This window comes from Bradyrhizobium iriomotense, assembly GCF_030160715.1.
Taxonomy (GTDB): Bacteria; Pseudomonadota; Alphaproteobacteria; order Rhizobiales; family Xanthobacteraceae; genus Bradyrhizobium; species Bradyrhizobium iriomotense.
The window spans coordinates 1-1,049 of sequence record NZ_BSOW01000122.1 but is presented as its reverse complement, the minus strand read 5'-3'; the positions used below and the strand labels follow the sequence as shown (position 1 = coordinate 1,049).

General features: G+C 58.4%; 1 protein-coding gene. It reads left to right on the top strand.

The window, feature by feature from the left end:
- Positions 1-91 precede the first annotated feature (91 nt).
- Positions 92-1,034, top strand: a protein-coding gene (locus QQL28_RS45680; protein WP_284276428.1) for an IS630 family transposase whose coding sequence is annotated in 2 segments (ribosomal slippage) — positions 92-427 and positions 429-1,034 — 942 coding nt in all. Because the reading frame shifts where the segments join, the coding sequence is not laid out codon by codon here.
- The last annotated feature ends 15 nt before the right edge of the window (positions 1,035-1,049 follow it).

The following is a 1,049-nucleotide window of genomic DNA, read 5'->3' as shown; positions in this document are numbered from 1 at the left end:
CTAGAGCATGTTGTTTTTTCCCGGAATCGGGATTCCCAGAGGAGACAATTTCTGATTCAAACTCCATGCTGGGGAACGGGGGCCAGCATGGATGACGCGACCCTATTCGGAAGATCTTCGCGAACTCGCTCTGGCGAGGGCTGACGCGGGCGAGACGGTTCGTTCGATTGCAGAAGCGCTTCAGATCAGTCCTTCCTGTGTGACGAAGTGGAAGAATCTGCGGCGGGAGACCGGAGGCGTTTCTCCCGGCAAGATCGGCGGCCACAAGAAGCCGGTTCTGTCCGGCGCCAACGCCGACTGGCTGCGCAAGCGCATTCGCTCCGGACCATTCACTTTGCGGAAGCTGACGCAGGAACTGGCTGCGCGCGGGATCAAAACAGACGTGCGGGCAGTATGGACGTTCGTTCACGCCGAGGGGCTGAGCTTCAAAAAAAACGCTCCGTCCGGCCGAACAAGACCGCCACGATATCGCGCGTAAACGGACGCGCTGGAAGGCCCATCAGGGTAGGATCGACGCCTCACGCCTGGTCTTTATTGACGAGACCTGGATCAAAACCAACATGGCGCCACTGCGCGGCTGGGGACCGAGTGGGCAGCGTCTTGAAGCATCTGCGCCTTTTGGCCACTGGAAGACCATGACCTTCATCGCAGCGCTGCGCCAGGACCGGATCAGCGCGCCCTGGGTCATCGACGGCCCCATCAACGGTGAGCTCTTCACGCTCTATGTCGAGAAAGTGTTGGCGCCCACTTTGGCAAAAGGCGAGGTCGTCATCCTCGACAACCTCGGCAGTCATAAGGGTAAGTCTGCCCGCAACGCCATCCGCGCAACAGGAGCGCATCTGCTCTTCCTGCCGCCCTACAGCCCCGACCTCAATCCGATCGAGCAGGTCTTCGCCAAGCTCAAACACCTGATGCGAGCCGCACAGACACGTGATGTCGAAGCAACCTGGCGCAAGGTCGGCGAACTCCTCGATATCTTCTCCAAAGAGGAATGCGCCAACTATCTCAAAAATTCAGGCTATGTTTCCGTATAAAAACATCATGCTCTA